Origin of the sequence: Flavobacterium sp. BFFFF1 (assembly GCF_002256285.1) — a bacterium.
Classification (GTDB): domain Bacteria; phylum Bacteroidota; class Bacteroidia; order Flavobacteriales; family Flavobacteriaceae; genus Flavobacterium.
Genome location: NZ_NKJE01000003.1, coordinates 198,989 through 220,124 on the forward strand (window position 1 = coordinate 198,989; position 21,136 = coordinate 220,124).

Sequence of the window (21,136 nt, forward strand, 5' to 3'; positions counted from 1 at the left end):
ATGGGCGATATCAACCAGGAAGTACACAATGCCTTTGAAGTGATCCGAGAGGGCGGGATCATCCTTTACCCGACCGACACCGTTTGGGGAATAGGCTGCGACGCGACCAATGCCGCGGCGGTTGCTAAGATTTATGCTTTAAAAAAAAGGATAGAAACACACAGTATGATTGTGCTGATGAATGGCGAAAAAATGATGTACAACGTTTTTAAGGAAATTCCCGAAACGGCCTGGCAGATTATTGACCTTTCTGAAAAGCCTACGACCCTGATCTTAGACAACCCCAGAAATGTCGCCGAAAATATCATCGGCTTAGATAAAACGCTGGGTGTGAGAATTGTAAAAGAGCCATTTTGCTTTAAGCTGATGGAGCGCATGAAAAAGCCACTTGTTTCCACCTCTGCGAATATATCCGGTGAACCCACGCCAAAAAGTTTTAAAGAAATAACCGCCGACATTGTTAACGGCGTTGACTATGTCGTAAATTTGCAGCGCGATAAAGTGGCCGGCACCCCATCAACAATAATCAAGCTTACGAACGATCTTCAGGTAAAGATCATCAGGAAATAAAGGGCTATCGGAAATTGAATTTTACAATGAGCAACACTTCATATAAAGAAGACTTACAGCATCCTGTTTTCGGGGTGGTTTCTGAGGCTTCGGCGGCATTAGGACTGGAAAGTTATGTAATCGGCGGATTCGTACGGGACCTGATCTTAGGCCGCGAAAACAAAAAAGACATCGATATTGTGGCCGTTGGCAGCGGTATTGCGTTAGCCCAGCAGGTAGCCGACATGCTTCCACGCAAGCCCAAAGTACAGGTTTTTAAAAATTACGGCACCGCAATGCTGCGTTTTGAGGATACAGACATCGAATTCGTAGGGGCCCGGAAGGAATCTTACCAATCAGAAAGCCGCAATCCTGTTGTGGAAAATGGCACCCTGGAAGACGATCAGGACCGGAGGGATTTTACCATCAATGCACTGGCTCTTTCTTTAAACCGCGATAATTTTGGCACATTGCTCGATCCATTTAATGGATTGAAAGATCTTGAATCTAAAATAATCCGAACACCGCTAAATCCGGACATCACCTATTCTGACGATCCATTGCGCATGCTTCGCGCGATCCGTTTTGCCACCCAGCTTGGTTTTAACATTGAGGCTGAATCGCTGGAATCCATATCAAAAAACAAGGAACGCATCAACATCATCTCTGGCGAAAGAATCGTAGATGAGTTGAACAAAATACTGTCTGTAAAAAAACCATCAACCGGTTTTATACTACTTTATAAAACCGGACTGCTTGACCTGATCCTTCCAGAATTGACCGCATTGAATCAGGTCGAAGAAATTGAAGGACATACGCACAAAAACAATTTTTACCACACACTGGAAGTCGTTGACAACATTAGTGAAAACACCGAAGATGTTTGGCTGCGCTGGGCGGCATTGCTTCACGACATCGGTAAGGCACCTACCAAACGTTTCTTTAAAAAACAGGGTTGGACGTTTCACGGACACGAGTTTGTGGGAGGAAAAATGGTTAAAAAGATTTTCGAAAGGCTGCACATGCCCCTGAACCAGAAAATGAAGTTTGTACAGAAAATGGTGATGATGAGTTCCCGCCCGATTGTACTTTCTCAGGAAATCGTGACCGACTCGGCAGTGCGGCGGCTCGTTTTTGATGCAGGCGAAGACGTTGAAAATCTGATGACGCTTTGTGAAGCAGACATTACCACTAAAAATGCCATTAAGTTTAAAAAATACCATCAGAATTTTGATTTGGTGCGACGCAAAATCGTAGAAGTGGAGGAACGCGACCATGTGCGTAATTTCCAGCCACCCGTCACCGGCGAAGAGATTATGGAAATTTTCAACCTGAAACCATCCCGCGAAATCGGCATCCTGAAAGAAGCCATAAAAGAAGCGATTCTCGAAGGGGAAATTCCTAACGAGTATGAGGCAGCGTATCAATTCATGATGGAAAAAGCCGAAAAAATGGGATTAAAAACTATGTAATTATCATGAAAAATAAATTCGTCTTCTTTGCAAAAACCTCGCTGCTCTTAGTATACCTCGTTATTGTTGCCGGCGCACTAGTTCGGATGACTGGATCCGGGATGGGATGTCCGGACTGGCCTAAATGTTTCGGGTATTACATCCCACCAACCGACGTGAAGGAGCTGATGTGGAGTCCCAACCGCGAGTTCGAGGCGGGCCAGGTCATTATCAAAGACGAAAAACTTTGGGTAGCAAAAGACGATTTTATCACGGGTACATCCTATGACGCATCGCATTGGAGGCCTTATACCAAACATGATTACGCGATTTTCAACCCCACCCACACCTGGATTGAGTACCTCAACAGGCTGGTTGGCGCATTAGCCGGTCTTACCGTATTGCTAATGGCCGTTTTTTCATTGGCGTTCTGGAAAGAAAAAAAGATCATCACGCTGCTCTCGTGGCTTACAGTGGTAATGATGGGCGCACAGGCGTGGCTTGGCGCCACAGTGGTGTATTCGGTTTTGAACCCCGTGAAGATTACGCTGCACATGGTCGTCGCCCTTTTAATCGTAGCAGCCATCATATTCGTTGTCCGGAAAGCGAAGATAAACACTGGTAACGGAAACGCCGCCGACACTATTTTTCACAAACTCATTATTTTTGCGTTGCTATTGACTTTGGTACAGATTGCATTGGGAACACAAGTAAGGCAATTTGTCGATGGGCAGGTGAAGTTACTCGGTGAAGAAAATATTGGTAGTGCGTTAAACAATCCGTCCCTTGTTTTTTACATCCACCGCTCCTTTTCCTTCGTGGTATTGGGTATTAACCTGCTCTTGTTTTACAGAAACAGGAAGTATAAACTCGGGTTTGTAGCAATGAATGTCGTGATGCGCATTATATTGGTCGAAATCCTTTCCGGCGTTTTAATATATTATCTCGATTTTCCGTTTGGATCACAAACGTTTCATCTCGTGATGGCGTCCCTATTGTTCGGTCTGCAATTTAGTGTGCTGGTCGCCTCTGCGGAAGCGAAAAAAATTAAGTTATAACAATCCTGAAAAATTCTGTAATAGCCCAATCCTTTTAAAATGGCATTTTTGTAACTGAAAAAGAGATTACCAGTAACTAAAAAATTAAAAACGCTATGCCAAATTCAACGGAAATTAAAGGAGCCTGGGAAGAGTTTAAAGGAAAACTCAAAACAAAATTTGCCGATCTTACGGACGACGATCTGATGTACGAAGAAGGTAAAGAGCAGGAAATGTGGGGAAAATTGCAACAAAAACTAGGAAAGACCGAAAAAGAGATAAAATCCTTATTCGACTAAGCCGCTGACAACAACACAACCGGACTGTTTCGTTTTGAGTGTATAAATCATCACTGATTTGGCTTAAGACGAAACAGTTTTTTGTATTTATTGGATCCACGACTTAAAATCAGAAACCTTTTCCCGGCTCACAATCACCTCTTCTGATTTGTAGGTTGGCAACATCAATTTGAGCCTCGAGTTCGAGTACATGACGATCTCGCGGATGCATCGCATGGGAACTATAAATTTGCGGCTGATGCGGTAAAACTGCTTTGGATCCAGTTCCTGTTCCAACGTTTCCAACGTATTTTCAATCAGGTAGTCGCGGTTATCAGTGGTATGGAGGTAAGTTCCTTTGTTTTCGCTGTAGAAACATTCGACTTCGTCCACGTGGATTACTTTGAGCTGCGGACCGATTTTTACCGTAAATCTGGTTTTAAACGACTTCTCCGCTGGCATTGACAACATCTTACGGATGGTTTCAAAATCAAACGGCGCTGTCTTTGCCTGTATTGTAGCCCGGAACTTGTCTACCGCAACCGCCAGTTCATCTTCATCAATGGGCTTCAGAAGGTAATCTACGCTGTTCAGTTTAAACGCGCGCAACGCATATTCGTCATACGCTGTCGTGAATATTACGGCACTCCTGATATCGACTTTTTCAAAAATCTCAAACGATAAGCCGTCTGAAAGCTGAATGTCCAAAAAAATCAGTTCCGGATGTGGATTGTTTTGAAACCAATTGACGGCTTCCTCTACAGAATGTAACATCGTTGACGCTTGCAGTCCCATCTTTTCCAGCTTTCGTTGCAGCAATCGCGCGGCAGGTTTCTCGTCTTCAATAATGATCAGGTTCATCTATTCCCAGTTTTGTCGTTTTTTTTCTTCCTCAATAATCTTACGGATTTTTTTTTCTTCCCATTCCCTGCTGAAAAAATAATTAAATCCGAATACGGAAAGCCCATGTGCCACCAAGCCAATTCCCCAGGAAAAGGCCATCCAGAAGGTTTGTAGTTTCCAAAAATCGGCACTGTTTTTAGCCTTATAATAGGAAAAAACCAACGCTATCACATTGATGAATACATACACGAACACATGGGTGTAAAATCCCTTGATTTTTTTGACCCGTTTCTCGGCGTAAATATAATCATCATCCGGTTTCATGACTTCAAAGCTATTGGTATAGAAATCTGTAGGCTTCTTTATCATCACTGAAATTTTTCTGCATTTCGCCGCTTTTCCTCTTCCATGAACTGCCTGATTTTCCGTTCTTCCCAATCCTTATTGACGAAAGGCATGTAGTTAAAGACTTTCATCCCGTGAAAGAAAACGCCAATTCCCCAACCGATCAAAGGCCAGAAAAACCACAAATTTTTTGGTGAAGTCAGGAGATTTAGCACTAGAAAAAAAATGTTTAAGACAATGTAAGACGCCAGATTCCCGTAGAAGCCTTTTATTTCATTAACCCTTTTTCTTGCCTCAAAGTAGCGTTCGTCGTGTTTATAATTTGATTCCATTGCGTTGTATTTTACTTGTTAATCCCAGGTATTCTTAGTGTTTTCCTTTTTGAGTATTTCCTGAATCTTCCGTTCTTCCCAGTTTGAGCTGTATCCGAAAACTTTAAACGCATGCATTGTGAGTCCAAAGCCCCACCCCAAAGCCGAAAACCAAAACCAATGAAATTGAGGGGCATAATTTAAATTGATAAAAATCAGCAACGGGATAATACAGCAATAACTGATTAGATTCGCATAGAATCCTTTGAGCTCCTCTACCCTTTTCTTCGCCCGATAGTAGGCGTTACTTTCATTGTATTCATAGTTTTCCATCACTGAAATCTGTTTGGTTAAGATGGGTATTTTTACGATAAACGCCTCCCGGCTTTCCTCTACCAACACGGGCCTTTTCGTAATAATCCCATACCGGTTTACAATATTCTGCAATCCAACGCCTTTTCGGTCCTGAAGCACTTCTTTACGTTGGAGATTGTTTTGTATACACAGATAGTTCTCTTCAATGTAAATTCTGATGTTTAAAGGCTTTTGTTCGCTTACTACATTGTGCTTCACGGTGTTTTCCAGCAGCAGCTGCAGGGAAAGTGGCACTACCCTTGCTTCCGGATTGTAATCCTGTTGCGGCAGCTCGTAGAAAAGGCTGTTTTCAAAGCGCATTTTCAGCAGGTTCATGTACGTTTTCGCAAAGGAAAGCTCTTCTTCAACACTCACCAGTTCCTTGTCCTTCTGTTCCAACACATACCGGTAAATCTTGGAAAGCGAAGTCGTGAAGCGCTGCGCATTTTCCGGGTTTTCTTCTATCAGCGAACTCAATACATTCAGGCTATTGAATAAAAAATGTGGATCAATCTGATTTTTCAGGCTCTCGAATTGCGCCGACGCAGTGCCCGCAATGATCTTTTGCTGGTTGATACGCTTTTCCTGCAGTGCCTTGTAAAAGTAAAGCACATGAAAGAACAAAGAAAATACCAGCGTAATAATTAGGGAAACAATGTAATATCGAAACTGTTCTCCTTTTAAAAAATCGGCCACTCCCTGTCCTTCCAAAATCACATTGGTAAAGAACCGTAGCAGAAATATGCCAAACATGGTTAAGATCACACTGCCGCAGGCCCCGATGATCAGCCTGTATTTGGTGTAACGGTTCCAAACCACCCGCTTGTTTAGGTAATCAAAATACGACGCATTAATTGTGGTCAGGGTAATTCCATAAAGGCAATAATAACCCACTTCCTTTAGGAGTTTACTGTCAAATACCAATTGCTGGCCAAATGCCATTTCGATTCCTTTCAATACGAATAAAATAACCAGGCTGACAATTAAGCCTTTGATAAACAGTTGAAAAATGTAGCGTATCAGCATCAGCGGAAGTATTCAGGTGAAGTTAATTATTTTTTACAAGCCGCCTGCGTCTCCAGCGCACGGTCCAGTCCCCAGCTTGGCGCAAATTTGGTGTCATTTTTATAGGTTGCGAATAATCCTATTGCACGGTCAACTTCGGCACACATCGGCTTAATATCTGTACCCCAGAACTTGGCGCCTCCAATTTCGAATTCGGCTTTACAAAAAACAACCCTTGGATTTTCTGGCGCGATTTTTATAGCTTTTTCATAAACTTCCGAGGCTTTGGAACCATACTTCCTGCCGTTCGCCATCGGATCGTACACAATCCAGGCGGTGTAAATCATGGCCTGCACTACTAATAATTCAGGATTTTCCGGTGCTTTGGCCAATTCAACGTCTACCGCATCCTGTGCCTTGTTTAATAATGCACTTAGCTTATCCTTGTCCTGCGTCGTAAATGCCGTGGTAACGTTGACCAAAGCCACGTAATAATTCGGAAGCCAATTGTCCTTCTCCGCTGAAGCGATCCGTTCAAACATCGCCGAAGCTTCTGTGTTACTGCCCTCTTTCCAAAGCTGGAATGCTTTGCCCATCCCTTCTTCATATTTGCCTTGTCCGAAGAAAAGACTGGTTATAAAAAGGGCTGCGATTGTAATTAGTTTTGTCATGGTTTCTATTTTTTTTGTTAATAAATTATACTACAAATGTATTTCTGTGATTCGGTTTAAAAAATTAAAGCTGACTGAACTGTCGTTTTCCTGGGATGAAATGCTTCCCGATTGTGATTAGAGATTATTCAACTGATTGCTCTTTTTATCCTGGCTGATCGTCCAGAAAAAACCAACGAAAAAGAACCTGTCGGCGGTTGGCGTGATTGCACGGCTTTTGTATATTCCTGAGGCATCGGGACTATTGGCATACTCATACCCGAAAACATTATTGGTCCCCAACACATTCGAAATTGAAAAATACAAAATCTTTTGCTGGCTTAAAAGGTAGGCCCAGTTAAAGCTCAGGTTGTTGTATGCCTTTGTCCTGCCCTGCATAAAATTGGTTTGATTGGGATTATCATAAGGCCTCCCTGAGTTGAAGCTGTGTGTAAAACCAACCTGAGATTTCCAGCTTTGGATCCAATATTTGGTCACCAATGACGCGGAATGCTTTGACACAAAACTGGGCGTTACTTCATATTCAAAATCCCGGTAATCCCTTTGTGTATCAATGTAGGAATAAGAAAACCAATATTCCAGCGATTTGATATTGTGGTTGTCGCGCCAAAACACATCGATCCCTTTAGCATATCCAAAACCGTTGTTGCTGTAGGTGGTCGCGTCAAACTTCACCAGGTCTTTATATTGCTTATAGTAAGCTTCCAAACGCAGCGTCTGGTCGTTACGCGCATACTGATAATTGAGGATATAATGCTGCGTTTTTTCATTGTCAAACTGGCTGGAATATTTCAAATACTCCTGTTTTGGTGCCTGAACAAAATCGCCATAGGCAAACGAAACCTGTGCATACTTGTTTAGCTTGTATGCCAATGACGCCCGCGGCATTAAGGCTGCGCGGTTTAAGAAATCATTATTTGAACCACGAAACCCCACTTTTGCCGCCAGTTTCTTTGAAAAAAAGACATCCGCTTCTGCGTAACCTGCTGCGATATTGGCCTGATATCCCGTTGTGAATTTACCGCCACCAAACTGTTTAAAATGCTCGTTGAAATCGGTAACGAAATAATCTCCTCCAAAACTCAATTTGACGTAATCGGAAAAAGCCTTCTTAAATTTCAGCTTAAAGTGAGTGGCATTTTCTGTATTGTCAACATCGTCCTCATCAATTCCGATTTTATTCATTCCGTATCCATGGCTTATTCCGGCTGTCAAACCCCAATTATCGCCAAACGACCCTTTGTACGTGGAATTGAAATAAAAATTATTGTTGGTTAAATCAAACCGGACTTTTTCAGGCTGGTTGATGTTTACCTGATTCAGGTCAAAATTGGCGGCGTCAAAAGCGCCATACACTTTCAGCAGCCCATTGTTTTCGAAATGATACCGGTACACCGCTTCTCCCGATAACGATTGGTAAGGCTTATTCCAGTCGACCGCCTGCGGAACTGCTGCCTGATAGGGTGTTAAGTCAATAAACGCGGTGTTGATGCTCAGCGAACTTTTTTTCCACATTTGTGTATTGCCCACCCCAAGACCAACGGTCATCAAAGAAATATCCGTTTTCTCCTGGTCGGGATCATCCAGCGTATTGAGCAACAACACACTTGAAAGTGCTTCACCGTATTCAGCAGAATAGCCACCCGTTGAAAAGGAAATCCCGCTAAAAAGAAACGGAGAGAAACGCCCACGTGTCGGGATATTGTTTGCCGAAGCGCCATACGGCTGTGGCACCCTTAACCCGTCAACAAAGGTTTGGGTCTCGTCGGATTCACCGCCCCGCACGAAAAGCCTTCCACTTTCGCCCACAGTTTGCGTTCCCGGCAATGTCTGTAGTGCCGCAACAATATCCCCCGCAGATCCCGCGGTAGTGACAATGTCCAGTGGCTTCAAAACCGAAACCCGTGACTTGTCGCCGGCCTCAAAAGTCCCGGCATTTATGACAACAGTATCGAGAGAATTAAGGCTCTCTTTTAATGAAATGGTTTTAGCAACAAACGAACCCACTTCAAAAGTCTCCGAAAAAGGTTCAAAGGCGAGATAAGTGACCTTCATTGTGACCGTTCCTTTTTCGGTTGTTGTAAACGAAAAATTACCGTCACCATCAGTGGTAGCACCATCATAGGTTCCGTCAAGATATACGTTTGCGCCAGAAAGCGGCTTCCCCCTTTGGTCGGTAATTTTTCCAGATATTTTTGTTTGAGCTGCGCCTGACAACGTCAACATCAGCAGTAAAAAGGTAATTATGGGTCTCATATTGTTTGTTTTGGTAAGACAAATTTGCAACCTTAAATTCACATCAAAAATTATTATTAACCGAAATGTAGAAATTCGGTGATGAGTTGTCAATCATTGTTAAAAATAGTTTTAATTTGAACCAACCAAAAACAGTCAGTATGCAAAGGTACTTTTTACCAATGTTGTTCGCCACGATGCCGGCAATCGGAGAAATTCAGTCTCCACCCGGATACAATGTTGACAATGGCGAAATATATCTACAGTACGTTTTTCGCTTCGGAATATCGACCAATACCGTTCATCACTGATAATAAACTACTATAAAATGAGAAAAAAGCATTTCTTGTTGCTGCTCTTTTTTGCAATGACCGCATTTGCCCAGGAATCTAAAAAGCCGGCTTATGACGAAGCACTGGCAAAAAAGCTAAACGCAGATTCCCACGGAATGCGCAAATACATATTTTGTCTGCTCAAATCAGGGACCAACACGACTGCAACACAGGAAGAAATAAAAATCCTGTTTGAGGGTCACATGGCGAGTATCAATAAAATGGCCGCGGACGGCAAGCTTTCTGTCGCGGGACCATTTGGTAAAAATGACCGGAATTATAAAGGCATTTATATCTTCAATGTGAATACCATTGAGGAAGCGCAGGCATTGACAGAAAACGATCCGGCCATCAAAGCAAAATTACTTGAAGCCGAATTTACGCTCTTTTACTGCACTGCCGCACTCCAGGAAATTCCCGAATTGCATGAAAAAATTGCCAAAGAAAAATATTAGTCTTTTATGAAAATAAAGAAGTTAGCCCTACTGTTCGCCCTGCCATTACTATTTTCCTGTGCCAAGGAACCGCTGTCAAATGACGCCATCGATGCACTCATAAAAAAATATGACACGGAGGACTTTTCATCGCTAAAGAACGTATATGTAGGTTATCGGGGGAAAGACGAAACCGCCAATGTGATGCTGATGGTCGCCGAATTCGATATCAGCTGCCCCCCGTACATCGCAACGGTGTATCCTGAGACGAAAGAACTCATAAAAACGGACGACCACCTCATCAAGGACGCAGAAAAAGAATGTAAATTGTATTTCAAAAAAGAGCAAATAGCCCGATACTCAAAGGCATTTCTGAAATATAATTTTAAGGTACTCGGGGTCGACAGCGATGGCAACGCGTATATCAATCCAACCGAACAGGAGTTACCGAATCTGCTAAGGAAAGTTCCTTCGGCTCATCCAAAAGACATAGATGATTTCAAGCATTACCGCGGAAACTGGTATGTCAGAAAAGCACAATAATCGTTATCTTTGTGTAGCATACTAAAATTAATATTATGAGAAAATTTTCATTCCTTGTGCTTTTCCTGCTAGGTAATATTGGGTTTGCGCAGACGACATTTGAAAAATGGCCGGCTATAAAAACATTCCATGAAGTGATTTCACAAACGTTCCATCCCGCCGAAGAAGGAAATCTGGAGCCCATTAAATCACGCAGTAAGGAACTTGCCCAAAAGGCAGAAGCCATTAACAAATCTGAAATTCCCGCCGAGTTTAAGACCAAAGAAATCATTGTTGCCGCTGAAAACCTTCAGATTCAGAGCTGGGCATTGCATAAAAAAATAAAGCTGGGCGCAACGGACGAGGAAATCCTGAAAATGCTCACAGCGCTGCACGAAACCTTCCACCAGATTGTCGGCCTTTGCACAAAAGAGAAACACTAAAAATCAAAAGCCTGTCATGCAGGCTTTTTTATTTAAGGAAATATGCCACATTTAAAAATCAACCGCATCCATCATATTGCAATCATCTGTTCCGATTTCGAAGTGTCAAAATATTTTTACACTAAAGTACTCGGCTTTGAAATCATCAGAGAAACGTTACGAGAAGAACGGGGTTCTTATAAGCTTGACCTCAGCCTGAACGGTGTCTATGCACTGGAACTTTTTTCATTTCCGTCGCCGCCGGTCAGGATTACACGCCCGGAAGCCACAGGATTAAGACACCTTGCATTTGAAGTGGATAATGTATTGGACGCGATAAAATACTTTTCCAGCCACAACATTGCCGCTGAACCGATCAGGACAGATGAGATGACAGGGAAAAAATTCACTTTTATCGCCGATCCTGACCAGCTTCCAATCGAATTTTATGAACGTTAATCGCTAAATTTTACAACTTAAATAAAAATTACTGTAAACGATATTTGTATTATCTTTGACAACTTTGGAGCTCAATTTTAAATCAAACAAGATGAAAAAGTACATTTCAATCGCCGCTGCTACTGTCTTCGCTGTCGCTTTAGTCATGGCTTCCTGTAAGAATTCCAAAGATGAAGTTAAAGAAGCGAGGGAAGATGTCAATGACGTTAAACAGGAACAGATTGAGGCAGCAGCAGATGCAAATGCCGCAAAAAGTGATTCTGTTTCCGATTATGCAAAACTAAAAGCGGAGACCAATAAGTTGATTGCAGACAATAAAACCCGCATCGCCGAGTTTAAAGTAAAGCTTAAGACCGAGTCTGCCGCGAACCAAAAGAAATTTCAGGCACAGATTGACCAGCTTGAAGCAAAAAATGAAGTATTGCAGAATGACCTCGACAACTGGACTGAGAAAAGAAAAGTAGATTGGAACGCCTTTAAGTCAAGAGTCCAGAAAAGCGTTGACGACATCAATAAAGACATAGACGATTATAAAGAAGCACACAATTATTAAATTAGCACTTTAATCACCTGAATCATTGATTCTATCAAAGGGCGTCCTCACGGATGCCTTTTTTTATGTTCAAAAGTTTATATTTGTTTTCGATATAATTTTCGATACCATGAAAAAAGCATTCCTTATCATCGCAGTCATATCAATTTACAGCTGCAAAAAAGAAAACCGTTACGATAAAATCAATAATGCAAGCTGGGTTGTGGGGCGCTGGGAAAATGCCTCGCGCGCCGGATTGCTTGTAGAAACCTGGAAAAAACAGGATGATAGCACTTATATCGGAAGTAGTGCTTTTATGGTCGGGAATGAAACTAAATTTTTCGAAAAAATAAAACTCGAGCAGCACGACACGATTGTAACCTACACCGCCACAGTGAAAGACCAAAACAACGGGGAACCCGTATCTTTTAACCTCACATCTGCTACAAAAACGCAGCTCGTATTCGAAAACCCGGGACATGATTTTCCACAAAAAATCATTTATAATTTAGTAGGCAACGACAGCCTTATCGCAGAAATCTCCGGTGCCGAAAATGGCCAACCTAAAACCGAAACTTTCAGAATGAAAAAACAATTAAATCCTTGATTTGAAATAGTCGGAAAACGCATCGCAGTTGTCTGTCAATTGCTTGAAGTCGTCAGGATATTGTTTTTTCAACAAGTCAAACCGTTTTGAAAGGCGTAAACAAAGCGCTTTGAACTTTGGAGTTTTGGCATTTTGATAAGCCATGAAATAATAACGATGCGCCAGATTTCCATTGCGAAATTCCTGTTCGTCATACTGATATTCATTAAGGCTCACGGTAGAGTAACCAAACCTGCGCATCATCCAGCAATTTCCTGAAACGGTCATATTATAGTAACAATTTCCCGCCAGGAAATAGTAATAATCCTTGTTCTTTTCCTTTGGATTTCGCGCGCGGTTGAGACAGTATATCAGTTTTTGTGTGACATTTTTTTTGGTAAGCCTGAACTTAAAATCCTGCGGCATGAATTGTGGGGTATACTTCAGTACGGTAAAAGGATTGTTGTCGAAATATTCTGTGGAAGAAGGATAATTCCTTTGCCCGGGAAAATAGTTTTTCCAGTAATCTTCAGGAATCCTGCTGAAACTTTCAAGCGCTTTTGACAACTTGTCTTCACGGATGTACTTTGTACCAAGAGCATCATAAAGCAACGAAACATCTCCTTTTGCCCGGCTTAGCTTCCACTTTATGAAAGGATCAGTACTACCGCGGTGTTGCCGTGTGTAGTCGATCAACGCCTGGGTTTGCTTTACATTGTAATTGATGTCAAGATATTCGAAATAATCTGAATAACCATAATCATACACGCCCTTAACGTTACTTCTGCTTTTCCAATACACTGCATATCCGGAATTTTCTGCACCTACCTTCGAATATAAAAGTGCGGCATCGGTAGTGTTGCCGAGGTACTCCAGTTCCCTTCCCACTGCAAATACAAATTTCAGGTCATTTTGGTTTGCCATCAGGATGCGCTGCACTTCCGGAAGGACCACTGCATTCCCTTGATTCTGATTTGAGGTGAGGTCTAACGCCTTAATCTTCTCGAGTTGTACATAGACACTATCTGTTTTTTTCAGTCCTTGTTCTATTTTTTTGATTTCGGACAGGCTCTTCTCAAAATCCCTCGTCATGAATAGCAGATGGGCTTTGCAAACTTTCCATAAAATTGGATTGTCAGTATGTCTGGGGTCCATTAAATCGACAAATTTCAGGAGCTCCTTTGCATAAGCGCGGTCCCGAACCACACCATCCCAAACGATCTTAACCGTTAGGTCTTGCTGCTCTGAATAATCAATATTATTGACTGCTGGCAGGTAAAGCGTATAATATGGCGTGCAGATCCAGTCCTCAATTTTATTGACTTCGCGAAGCAATAGAAAACTAAGCCCATTTGATCCTGGATCCAGTTGATGAACCTTTTTAATGTGTTCTAATGCGCGATCCGTCTTCAAAGCAGCCGCCAGTAAATATACGTTTGCTTTCTGCTGATTCGTCTGCGCATATTTCAGGGTTTCGTCCAACGGTACGGTCCGATTGAACTGCTGTTGTATCATAAACCGCTTGTCTACCGCGTTCGCAAAAACCTGGGCGGCCAGAAAATTGGCAAATGCGCTGTCCTTTTCTACAATGGTCCTGAAATACATGCTCCAATAGTTAAGGATGGTTTTATTTTTCTCCGAAGCGAAATAGGCCTGATATAACGATTTTACGCCTTCCATATCCCGATTGTAATAACGCAGCCTGATGGCCAGGAACGCATAGCGGGACTTTATCTCTTTTGCCTTTGCTGTTTTCAGCCTTTGCAGGGCTTCCGCAATTTTCTTCGTCCTGATGGGAATGGCAGTGTAATCATTTCGCTCCCATGGGTCGTCGTATAAGGCGTTCATATCCTCACAGCTTTTTGCAAACTTCAGGTAGGATATCGCTTCAAGATCATTCACTCCATACAAATACCTGATCATGGCATTATCAGATTTTTCACTGACCTGCTGCAACGGGAGCTCATTCACCGCGACATACACCGCATCATAAGGAACTTTCCAGTTACAATATGTCATCCACAGTAACTCATTCGGCATTTGTTCGCCTTCTTTAAAAAGCGATTCCTGTGCAGGTGCAAATGCCAGGGAAGAATAGTGGAATTCCGAAAAAGAGCTAAATCCAAAGTATTGCGGATTCATAAAGCAGTACCGCACTTCCTCGCCTTCCAGATAAAATCCGCAGGCCGTCCCCTTAAAGCAAATGCTACTGAGTAAAAGCAGTATACAAACCCGAAATTTCCGCATTGCTGTAGTGTTTTAATTGTTGGTTATCCAAATGGAAAAGCGCAACCGTGATATCACTGTCAAGTTCCACATTTTGCTTAATGATCCTAATGGCCCGCTGTAATTGCTTTTCCGTGATTTCCTCTACCTTAATCTTATCTCCTGCCTTAAGGTAAAATCCGTCTGCAACGCTGTCTGTAGTCACAGCATACCATAGTTTTTTTTGAATCGGTTTTAATACCCGCCCAAAGTCATCGGCATTTCCGGGAATCACTTTCACAAAGTGATTATTCCTGTATACCTGTATCCACGAATATACGGGCAGGGCGATATCAAGGTGCAGCGGATATTTTTGGTTTACATTCAGATAAGCCGATAGTTCATCGACATCCAGGATTGAATTTTTTTCCTTGTTTTCCAGCGGATTCACCAGGTTGTAGCACATCAGCGTTACTTTGTCAACGGGTGGCACCCCCATTTGAGCAGGATATTTATACGGATAAAGCCTGAGCGTGCAACTGATCTGTAGCCCGGAAACGGCTTTCAGTTTCCTGAGGAAATAAAAATAATTGTCTTTTGTGCCGGGTGTCCAATCACAATCCATCTGGTATTCCGTCAGCGGGACTTTAAAGCCGTAATCCCTGCCTTCCCCGGAGTACTTCCGGATCAGGAAATTGATGTTGTCGGCCAAGGTATCCAATTCCCCATGGCGCACATTTTTAAAAACCTCATTGCGTAGGTAAACAATCGGTATGATTTGTGTGGAATCCCGGTTCCAAAATCGAAAATTGGTTTTCGCTACGGGTATAAGCCCCATTACAGGGTTCTTCTCGACTTCAAAATATTTTACATAAAACTTATGGATGCCTGCCTTCTTCACGACGCTGTCTTCCATTTGCGTAAACTGGTAGCCGTTGCTTTTCCAATAGTAAAAGGCGCGTTCAACGTGTTCTGTCTTGTATTGTTTGCAGGAAATAAAAGCTCCCGAAAGAACGAGGGCGAGCAACAATGGCTTCATTGATTTTGGTGGTTTCCGTTATAACGCAGATTCACGTTAAAAGTATGTTTTATTTCAAATATTATTCAAAAAAAAATCCCGCTTATTTCTAAGCGGGAATCTCTATCGTAATTAGTTGGCCACTGGAATATTTTCGAGTATTTCCAACACAAATTTCCAATATTTCTGTGCCGATTTGATACTGGCGCGTTCATCAGGGGAATGGGCCCCGTGGATGGTAGGCCCAAAAGAAATCATATCCATTCCAGGATAATTGGTCCCCAATATACCACATTCCAGTCCGGCATGACAGGCCACCACTTTCGGTTTATCACCATTCTGCTTTTCGTATATTTTCACCAATACTTCTAATATTTCCGAGTTTATATTTGGTGTCCAACCCGGATAAGATCCGCCGAAAGTCACTTCGCAACCACACAATTCAAAGGCTGACCGCAATGCGTTCGCCAAATCGAACTTGGAGCTTTCCACCGAAGAGCGGGTGAGGCATTGAACGGACAATTCGCCGCTTTTTACAGTAACTTTAGCCACATTGTTAGAAGTCTCAACCAGATCTTCCATATCGGCACTCATACGATATACCCCATTGTGAGCGGCATAAACCGCCCTTAAAAAACCTTCCTGCGCAGGAACCTGCATTACTTTTGCAGGAAGTTCTGATTTTTCAATGGTGATCTCCAGTTTCGGTTCTGTGGTACTGAACTCTTTTTTGATATCACCAATTACTTCCTGCATGTCAAACACAAACGCTTCGTCATACATTCCGGCAATAATTACCCGGGCAACGCTTTCTCTCGGAATTGCATTGCGCAGGCTGCCTCCATTAATTTCTGCAACCTGTAGCCCAAAGTTCTCAAACCCGCCGAAAAGTAGTCTGTTCATAATCTTGTTGGCATTCCCCAGCCCCTTATGGATGTCCATTCCTGAATGTCCCCCGTTCAGTCCTCTTACGGTAATTGTATACCCTTTTGACCCCTCAGGCGTATCTTCTTCGTCATATACGGCGCTCGCTGTCACGTCAACACCTCCGGCACAGCCAATGTCAATCTCATCATCCTCTTCGGTATCGAGGTTCAGCAGGATGTCACCGGTAAGAATTCCTCCTTTTAAGTTTAAGGCTCCGGTCATTCCGGTTTCCTCATCGATCGTGAACAAAGCCTCAATCGCGGGATGTGGAATGTCGTTGCTTTCCAGGATGGCCATAATTGTGGCTACACCCAATCCATTATCAGCACCTAATGTGGTTCCCCTCGCCCGCACCCAGTCGCCATCGACGTACATATCGATCCCTTGCGTATCAAAGTCAAACACGGTATCATTATTCTTTTGGTGCACCATATCGAGATGACCCTGCATCACAATTTTCTTTCGGTTCTCCATCCCTTTAGTGGCAGGTTTGCGGATGATCACATTGCGGATATCATCCTCAAAGGTTTCCAAACCCAGGCTGTTGCCAAAATTCTTCATAAATTCAATCACGCGTTCTTCCTTCTTCGAAGGGCGTGGCACCGCATTTAAGTCGGCAAACTTATTCCAAAGGGCTTTTGGTTCGAGGTTTCTTATTTCGTTGCTCATAATTTGAGTTAAAAGTTAATCGTCTATCATTTGTAGTAACGCGTCCCAAAGTTAAATGGTTTTGATCGGCGGTGCAAGTTGAAATTGGTTTAGATTTCTGGATTGGGGTGCCTTTGTTTCCTTTCGTCTCTGTTGAAAAGGTTTCTCCTGTGTTTAGTCCAAAACCCAAGGGCATTTTTCGCTCGGCTGTCTTTGGACACCAGGGACTTGGAGAATTTTATATAAAAACAGTTTCCTAACTTTGTTCTGCCTCAAACTAATGAACCAAATTAACTATATTTGAATTTCATAAATCGATCATCTCATGAAAATTAGAGTTTTTATATTGTCAACGGTGTCTTTGCTATTCCTGACCAGTGCAACACCGGTTAAGCAAAATGGAATCGGTATTTCGGAAAAATTGATCGGTACCTGGACATGGACCACTTTCATCAGCGCTGAAACCAAACAGGAACTTTCAATGGAAGCGTTTACGCAAATGCAGGTAAAGGAAATGAAAACCGAATTCAGAAGCGATAATACTTATATTGAAAGCAAACTAAAAAAAGGGAACAAGGATTATATCACTGTGAATGGGGAATGGAAGGTTGAAAATGAAGAAATATTAAGCCTGAAGGAAAAAGCAAACTGGACGCCAGCTAAAATCCTGAAATTTGCAAATGACTCGCTCCTGCTGCAAATGAATCCAAAAATAGTCCTTCTGATGGTAAAACAGAAATAGAGAGCGGGTTTGGAAAAGCAAAACCGCTTTATCTCAATTTATTTTACGAAGTCAAAAAAATGAACGAGACCGAATACGATTCTGATCTGAATACCATTTTGTGAAAAAAAAACACATTCTCCCTTTACTACTGATCATCCAGATTTTCGCAATCAAAATTCTCGGTCACTTTCCGGGAATAGTAGAAAAATATTATAGTAGCGGGCTTTATCTGACGATATCGAAAACACTTCGGATATTGATCGGCTGGATTCCATTCTCGTTTGGGGATGTTGTATACACGGCATTGATATTGGTCATCCTGAAATGGTTTTTAAAAAAACGGAACACCTGGAAAACAGCATGGAAAGAAAACCTATTGAAATCCTGTAGCTTCATTTCAGTGCTCTATTTTACATTTCATTTGCTTTGGGCATTCAATTATTACCGTCAGCCCATTAATATAGCGTTGAGTATTGGCCGGGAATACTCCGTTGAAGAACTGCATGACCTCACGTTGCGACTCATCACAAAAACAAATACAATCCAGCGCGAGATTACCCGGGACACTGCTCTAAAAGTCGTATTCCCCTATTCCCGCGACGCCATTTATTCGAAATCTGTGGACGGATACAGCCAGCTCGCCATAACTCATCGGCAGTTTACGTACACGAACCCGTCCATCAAGGGCTCGCTCTACAGCCTGCCATTGACCTACATGGGATTCTCCGGTTATCTAAATCCATTCACTGGGGAAGCACAGGTAAACGACAAAATGCCATTGTACCAGTTTCCGGTAACCGTTTGTCACGAAATGGCGCACCAGCTCGGATACGCTTCGGAAAGCGAAGCCAACTTCATCGGATTTCTGTCTTCCAAATCCAACACCGACATTTATTTTCAATACGCGGCATACTCATTTGCGTTACGTTACTGCCTCAATACGCTGGAAAAGGCGCAGCCGGGCAGCATATCGAAACTGCATCCGCTGATCAACAAAGGCATCCTCGAAAACTACAAAGATAGCCGCGAGTTTTGGGCACAATACGAGAGCTTTGTCGAAACAGGATTCAAGTTGTTTTACGACCGGTACCTTAAAATGAACCAGCAAAAAGATGGCTTGGAAGGCTACAGCCGTTTTGTCGAATTGCTCGTAAATTATTACAAAAACAAATCACTTTAATTGTATTTTTACTGCCATCCCGATTTACTCATGTAACAAAATCGGGATTTAGCTACTAACGCCGCATATGACTGAAAGTTTAGAGAAATCTTTTGTGCAGCAACTGCAGACCAACCAGAATATCATCCACAAGATTTGTAGGCTGTATACTTCAGGTGAAGACGCGCATAAGGATTTGTTCCAGGAAATTACGATTCAGTTGTGGAAGGCCTATCCGAAGTTTCGCGGCGACAGCAAATTCTCGACCTGGGCATACCGTGTTGCATTGAATACCGCAATCACTTTATACAGAAAAAGTACCCGTTCGGTTTCTACAGTCGAGTATGAAAACACCAAACATTTTATAAAGGAAGAAGACTACAACTTCGAAGAGGAAGAACAGCTGAAACTGATGTACCAGGCAGTATATCAACTCAACGATATTGAAAAGGCATTAATCTTTATGTATCTTGAAGACAAAGATTATCAGGAAATATCTGAAACGCTGGGTATCAGCGAAGTAAATGCAAGGGTTAAAATGAACAGGATCAAGGGAAAACTGAAAAAAATACTAAATCCGTAAGGTAATAATATGAAAGAGTTGGATTTATTAAAAAAAGACTGGCAGAAGGACGGCCAGCCATTCAGACAGGTTTCTGAAGCGCAGATCAACTCGATGCTGCACCGGAAATCATCGTCTATTGTCAAAAGAATCCTGATCATCAGCGTGATCGAGTTCCTGTTTTGGAGCCTTTTGACAGTGTTGCTAAGCGATGACAAATACCAGTCGAAGCAACACAATTCTACACTGGAAAGTTTTCTTGTTATTGCAAACATTGTGAATTATGCGGTACTGGTGCTGTTCATTTATTTTTTCTACACCAATTACAAAAGAATCTCTGCCACCGACTCCACCCACAAGTTGATGACAAACATACTGCGTACCCGAAAAACCGTGCAATATTACATCTGGTACAACCTCGGAATTGTCGCTTTAAACATTATATTGATATTGCTGGTGGAATTCTACTATGACCAAAACCTCGTCACGCTGCGCGAAAATGCAAATGCCCGTGGCAATGGCACGCTTTTCCTTATGGAGTGTATTGGGCTGGCAGTTGTTTTTATTGGCATCATCTTTGGTATATTCTGGCTGTTTTACAGGTTGCTCTATGGCATCCTTTTGAAAAGGCTTTACATGAATTACAACGAATTAAAGAAAACGGAAAAATGATAAAAAACATCCTCAAACTGCTTTGTTTTTTTGTACTGGCGCAAACCAATGCCCAGGCGCCTACCGAGAAATCACTACTGTGGAAAATCAGTGGTAACGGCCTCAAAACATCTTATCTTTTCGGCACTATGCACGCGACCTGCGATGCGGCACTGAGCCCCAAGGTAAAAGAAGGGTTAGACAATACACAGCAGCTCTATCTCGAACTGGACATGGATGATCCCAGTCTGCAATTGCAGATGATGAAAGGTGTTAACATGAAAAATGGCACGAAAATGAGCGAACTCGCTACTGAATCGGATTTTGCCGCGGTAGATACTTTCATCAAGGAAAACGTCGGGATTTCGATTAAATCCATGAACACCATGAAACCGTTCTTTGTCAGTTCTTTGCTGATTACCAAAATGTTGGATTGCCCAATGCAGTCTATTGAACAGGAATTGATGAAAGCGGCAACAGGAAACAATAAGCAGGTATTTGGCCTTGAAACCGTAGACGAGCAAATGGGAGTATTCGATGCGATTCCTTATCAGGATCAAATGAACGAATTGATTAAGACTGCCAAAAATGGAATGGTCGATGATAAAAAGGAGTTTCAGCAATTGTATTCACTATACCTTCAACAGGATTTAAACGGAATGCTCGCCATGTCAAAGGAATCAAAAAACTCCATGTCGTCTAAATTTGAAAACGAGTTGCTTTCGCAACGCAATGCGAACTGGATTCCACGCATCGAAAAAGTTGCTATTGAAAAGCCTACCTTTTTCGCGGTAGGCGCTGCGCACCTTGGCGGCGATGGCGGCGTAATTGCGCTGCTTCGGAAAAAAGGTTACAAAGTAGAGGCTGTTAAATAAG

The 21,136-nt window shown here is 42.4% G+C and carries 24 protein-coding genes; 15 read left to right on the forward strand and 9 right to left on the reverse strand.

The genetic code is table 11. The features are described from left to right. From CFE23_RS03145 to CFE23_RS03160, 4 genes are all read left to right on the forward strand, one after another. The gene (locus CFE23_RS03145) at positions 1-570 is read left to right on the forward strand and encodes an L-threonylcarbamoyladenylate synthase (RefSeq protein WP_291083876.1); all 570 of its coding nucleotides are present in this window, start codon (positions 1-3) and stop codon (positions 568-570) included. Positions 571-596: 26 nt separating this feature from the next. Beyond that, entirely contained in the window at positions 597-2,021 is a 1,425-nt protein-coding gene (locus tag CFE23_RS03150) for an HD domain-containing protein (RefSeq protein WP_291083879.1), read from the forward strand. 5 nt (positions 2,022-2,026) lie between these two features. Further along, positions 2,027-3,058 (forward strand): COX15/CtaA family protein, encoded by a 1,032-nt coding sequence (locus CFE23_RS03155; protein ID WP_291083882.1) that lies wholly within the window; start codon positions 2,027-2,029, stop codon positions 3,056-3,058. A gap of 95 nt (positions 3,059-3,153) precedes the next feature. Further along, a complete protein-coding gene (locus CFE23_RS03160; RefSeq protein WP_291083885.1) occupies positions 3,154-3,336 on the forward strand; it encodes a CsbD family protein in 183 nt (60 codons plus the stop codon). An 87-nt stretch (positions 3,337-3,423) separates the two neighbouring features. Here the strand turns inward: CFE23_RS03160 and CFE23_RS03165 are convergent, their stop codons facing one another. The 6 genes from CFE23_RS03165 to CFE23_RS03190 all read right to left on the reverse strand — a co-directional run bounded on the left by CFE23_RS03165 (position 3,424) and on the right by CFE23_RS03190 (position 9,100). Continuing rightward, a complete protein-coding gene (locus CFE23_RS03165; protein ID WP_291083888.1) occupies positions 3,424-4,176 on the reverse strand; it encodes a LytTR family DNA-binding domain-containing protein in 753 nt (250 codons plus the stop codon). Beyond that, the gene (locus CFE23_RS03170) at positions 4,177-4,527 is read right to left on the reverse strand and encodes a 2TM domain-containing protein (RefSeq protein WP_291083891.1); all 351 of its coding nucleotides are present in this window, start codon (positions 4,525-4,527) and stop codon (positions 4,177-4,179) included. Then, the gene (locus CFE23_RS03175; RefSeq protein ID WP_291083894.1) at positions 4,527-4,835 is read right to left on the reverse strand and encodes a 2TM domain-containing protein; all 309 of its coding nucleotides are present in this window, start codon (positions 4,833-4,835) and stop codon (positions 4,527-4,529) included. The genes CFE23_RS03170 and CFE23_RS03175 overlap by 1 nt, the downstream gene beginning before the upstream one ends. An 18-nt stretch (positions 4,836-4,853) precedes the next feature. After that, positions 4,854-6,194, reverse strand: coding sequence for a histidine kinase (locus tag CFE23_RS03180; RefSeq protein WP_291083897.1), 1,341 nt, complete (start codon positions 6,192-6,194; stop codon positions 4,854-4,856). A 26-nt stretch (positions 6,195-6,220) separates the two neighbouring features. Continuing rightward, positions 6,221-6,844: a hypothetical protein gene (locus tag CFE23_RS03185; protein WP_291083900.1), complete on the reverse strand. Its 624-nt coding sequence runs from the start codon at positions 6,842-6,844 to the stop codon at positions 6,221-6,223. A 117-nt stretch (positions 6,845-6,961) separates the two neighbouring features. Then, on the reverse strand, positions 6,962-9,100 hold the full coding sequence (locus tag CFE23_RS03190) for a TonB-dependent receptor (protein ID WP_291083903.1): 2,139 nt from the start codon (positions 9,098-9,100) through the stop codon (positions 6,962-6,964). 307 nt (positions 9,101-9,407) lie between these two features. Between CFE23_RS03190 and CFE23_RS03195 the strand changes: the two genes are divergently transcribed. From CFE23_RS03195 to CFE23_RS03220, 6 genes are all read left to right on the forward strand, one after another. After that, positions 9,408-9,866: a YciI family protein gene (locus tag CFE23_RS03195; RefSeq protein ID WP_291083905.1), complete on the forward strand. Its 459-nt coding sequence runs from the start codon at positions 9,408-9,410 to the stop codon at positions 9,864-9,866. A gap of 6 nt (positions 9,867-9,872) precedes the next feature. Beyond that, the gene (locus CFE23_RS03200) at positions 9,873-10,388 is read left to right on the forward strand and encodes a hypothetical protein (RefSeq protein ID WP_291083908.1); all 516 of its coding nucleotides are present in this window, start codon (positions 9,873-9,875) and stop codon (positions 10,386-10,388) included. Positions 10,389-10,423: 35 nt separating this feature from the next. Then, the gene (locus CFE23_RS03205; protein ID WP_291083911.1) at positions 10,424-10,810 is read left to right on the forward strand and encodes a hypothetical protein; all 387 of its coding nucleotides are present in this window, start codon (positions 10,424-10,426) and stop codon (positions 10,808-10,810) included. A gap of 42 nt (positions 10,811-10,852) precedes the next feature. Continuing rightward, on the forward strand, positions 10,853-11,248 hold the full coding sequence (locus CFE23_RS03210; RefSeq protein ID WP_291083914.1) for a VOC family protein: 396 nt from the start codon (positions 10,853-10,855) through the stop codon (positions 11,246-11,248). 91 nt (positions 11,249-11,339) lie between these two features. Next, entirely contained in the window at positions 11,340-11,801 is a 462-nt protein-coding gene (locus CFE23_RS03215; protein ID WP_291083917.1) for a hypothetical protein, read from the forward strand. Positions 11,802-11,910: 109 nt separating this feature from the next. Beyond that, the gene (locus CFE23_RS03220; RefSeq protein ID WP_291083920.1) at positions 11,911-12,387 is read left to right on the forward strand and encodes a DUF6265 family protein; all 477 of its coding nucleotides are present in this window, start codon (positions 11,911-11,913) and stop codon (positions 12,385-12,387) included. On the opposite strand, the gene CFE23_RS03225 is transcribed toward CFE23_RS03220, so the two are convergent. The 3 genes from CFE23_RS03225 to CFE23_RS03235 all read right to left on the reverse strand — a co-directional run bounded on the left by CFE23_RS03225 (position 12,376) and on the right by CFE23_RS03235 (position 17,185). Next, complete coding sequence (locus CFE23_RS03225) at positions 12,376-14,613, reverse strand: hypothetical protein (RefSeq protein WP_291083923.1); 2,238 nt, start codon at positions 14,611-14,613, stop codon at positions 12,376-12,378. The two genes, CFE23_RS03220 and CFE23_RS03225, sit on opposite strands and share 12 nt — an antisense overlap. Further along, complete coding sequence (locus CFE23_RS03230; RefSeq protein ID WP_291083926.1) at positions 14,573-15,610, reverse strand: hypothetical protein; 1,038 nt, start codon at positions 15,608-15,610, stop codon at positions 14,573-14,575. Before CFE23_RS03230 ends, CFE23_RS03225 begins: the two co-directional genes overlap by 41 nt. A gap of 111 nt (positions 15,611-15,721) precedes the next feature. After that, positions 15,722-17,185: an aminoacyl-histidine dipeptidase gene (locus tag CFE23_RS03235; RefSeq protein WP_291083929.1), complete on the reverse strand. Its 1,464-nt coding sequence runs from the start codon at positions 17,183-17,185 to the stop codon at positions 15,722-15,724. 304 nt (positions 17,186-17,489) lie between these two features. Between CFE23_RS03235 and CFE23_RS03240 the strand changes: the two genes are divergently transcribed. The 5 genes from CFE23_RS03240 to CFE23_RS03260 all read left to right on the forward strand — a co-directional run bounded on the left by CFE23_RS03240 (position 17,490) and on the right by CFE23_RS03260 (position 21,135). Continuing rightward, entirely contained in the window at positions 17,490-17,906 is a 417-nt protein-coding gene (locus CFE23_RS03240; RefSeq protein WP_291083932.1) for a DUF5004 domain-containing protein, read from the forward strand. Between the two features lie 100 nt (positions 17,907-18,006). After that, complete coding sequence (locus CFE23_RS03245; protein ID WP_291083935.1) at positions 18,007-19,068, forward strand: DUF3810 domain-containing protein; 1,062 nt, start codon at positions 18,007-18,009, stop codon at positions 19,066-19,068. 67 nt (positions 19,069-19,135) lie between these two features. After that, entirely contained in the window at positions 19,136-19,630 is a 495-nt protein-coding gene (locus CFE23_RS03250; protein ID WP_291083938.1) for a sigma-70 family RNA polymerase sigma factor, read from the forward strand. A gap of 9 nt (positions 19,631-19,639) precedes the next feature. Continuing rightward, a complete protein-coding gene (locus tag CFE23_RS03255; protein ID WP_291083941.1) occupies positions 19,640-20,281 on the forward strand; it encodes a hypothetical protein in 642 nt (213 codons plus the stop codon). After that, positions 20,278-21,135: a TraB/GumN family protein gene (locus tag CFE23_RS03260; protein WP_291083944.1), complete on the forward strand. Its 858-nt coding sequence runs from the start codon at positions 20,278-20,280 to the stop codon at positions 21,133-21,135. Before CFE23_RS03255 ends, CFE23_RS03260 begins: the two co-directional genes overlap by 4 nt. Position 21,136: the final 1 nt, after the last annotated feature.

Excerpts from the sequence above, each read along its gene's own strand:
- CFE23_RS03145 (WP_291083876.1), top strand. The coding sequence starts at position 1 with ATGGGCGATATCAACCAGGAAGTACACAATGCCTTTGAAGTGATCCGA.
- CFE23_RS03150 (WP_291083879.1), top strand. The coding sequence starts at position 597 with ATGAGCAACACTTCATATAAAGAAGACTTACAGCATCCTGTTTTCGGG.
- CFE23_RS03155 (WP_291083882.1), top strand. The coding sequence starts at position 2,027 with ATGAAAAATAAATTCGTCTTCTTTGCAAAAACCTCGCTGCTCTTAGTA.
- CFE23_RS03160 (WP_291083885.1), top strand. The coding sequence starts at position 3,154 with ATGCCAAATTCAACGGAAATTAAAGGAGCCTGGGAAGAGTTTAAAGGA.
- CFE23_RS03165 (WP_291083888.1), bottom strand. The coding sequence starts at position 4,176 with ATGAACCTGATCATTATTGAAGACGAGAAACCTGCCGCGCGATTGCTG.
- CFE23_RS03170 (WP_291083891.1), bottom strand. The coding sequence starts at position 4,527 with ATGATAAAGAAGCCTACAGATTTCTATACCAATAGCTTTGAAGTCATG.
- CFE23_RS03175 (WP_291083894.1), bottom strand. The coding sequence starts at position 4,835 with ATGGAATCAAATTATAAACACGACGAACGCTACTTTGAGGCAAGAAAA.
- CFE23_RS03180 (WP_291083897.1), bottom strand. The coding sequence starts at position 6,194 with ATGCTGATACGCTACATTTTTCAACTGTTTATCAAAGGCTTAATTGTC.
- CFE23_RS03185 (WP_291083900.1), bottom strand. The coding sequence starts at position 6,844 with ATGACAAAACTAATTACAATCGCAGCCCTTTTTATAACCAGTCTTTTC.
- CFE23_RS03190 (WP_291083903.1), bottom strand. The coding sequence starts at position 9,100 with ATGAGACCCATAATTACCTTTTTACTGCTGATGTTGACGTTGTCAGGC.
- CFE23_RS03195 (WP_291083905.1), top strand. The coding sequence starts at position 9,408 with ATGAGAAAAAAGCATTTCTTGTTGCTGCTCTTTTTTGCAATGACCGCA.
- CFE23_RS03200 (WP_291083908.1), top strand. The coding sequence starts at position 9,873 with ATGAAAATAAAGAAGTTAGCCCTACTGTTCGCCCTGCCATTACTATTT.
- CFE23_RS03205 (WP_291083911.1), top strand. The coding sequence starts at position 10,424 with ATGAGAAAATTTTCATTCCTTGTGCTTTTCCTGCTAGGTAATATTGGG.
- CFE23_RS03210 (WP_291083914.1), top strand. The coding sequence starts at position 10,853 with ATGCCACATTTAAAAATCAACCGCATCCATCATATTGCAATCATCTGT.
- CFE23_RS03215 (WP_291083917.1), top strand. The coding sequence starts at position 11,340 with ATGAAAAAGTACATTTCAATCGCCGCTGCTACTGTCTTCGCTGTCGCT.
- CFE23_RS03220 (WP_291083920.1), top strand. The coding sequence starts at position 11,911 with ATGAAAAAAGCATTCCTTATCATCGCAGTCATATCAATTTACAGCTGC.
- CFE23_RS03225 (WP_291083923.1), bottom strand. The coding sequence starts at position 14,613 with ATGCGGAAATTTCGGGTTTGTATACTGCTTTTACTCAGTAGCATTTGC.
- CFE23_RS03230 (WP_291083926.1), bottom strand. The coding sequence starts at position 15,610 with ATGAAGCCATTGTTGCTCGCCCTCGTTCTTTCGGGAGCTTTTATTTCC.
- CFE23_RS03235 (WP_291083929.1), bottom strand. The coding sequence starts at position 17,185 with ATGAGCAACGAAATAAGAAACCTCGAACCAAAAGCCCTTTGGAATAAG.
- CFE23_RS03240 (WP_291083932.1), top strand. The coding sequence starts at position 17,490 with ATGAAAATTAGAGTTTTTATATTGTCAACGGTGTCTTTGCTATTCCTG.
- CFE23_RS03250 (WP_291083938.1), top strand. The coding sequence starts at position 19,136 with ATGACTGAAAGTTTAGAGAAATCTTTTGTGCAGCAACTGCAGACCAAC.
- CFE23_RS03255 (WP_291083941.1), top strand. The coding sequence starts at position 19,640 with ATGAAAGAGTTGGATTTATTAAAAAAAGACTGGCAGAAGGACGGCCAG.
- CFE23_RS03260 (WP_291083944.1), top strand. The coding sequence starts at position 20,278 with ATGATAAAAAACATCCTCAAACTGCTTTGTTTTTTTGTACTGGCGCAA.